This is a genomic window from Burkholderia sp. HMSC10F09 (genome assembly GCF_001806955.1).
Lineage (GTDB): Bacteria > Pseudomonadota > Gammaproteobacteria > Burkholderiales > Burkholderiaceae > Burkholderia > Burkholderia multivorans.
Window position 1 is genome coordinate 1 of the sequence record NZ_KV786869.1, and the last position, 354, is coordinate 354.

Here is a 354-nt window from a genome sequence, read left to right on the forward strand (position 1 = left end):
TATGAGTATCCGAAGGGCGTGATGCGGAGGATTAAATAATGAACGTGGATCGAACGTTGGAGAGAGCGTGGACACTTAAACGGTACACAAGCGACATTGCGATCAATCCACAATGCCGTTCCCGCGAAAGAAGCAGTTATTCCTGCTCGATGACGGTTTGGAAAATATATACAAGGTTGATGAATGAAAACGAATCGATTTATTGGTGTGGCGGTGTTGCTGGTGCTTCTCGCGGGATGTGCTGGCCTGCATGCCGATGAGTTGCCTACGGTCGAGACGCCGAAGACAGTCGAACTGAGTAGTGGTGACTCGCGTTCGATGAACTATACGCCGTGGTACATCCACACATTCTCG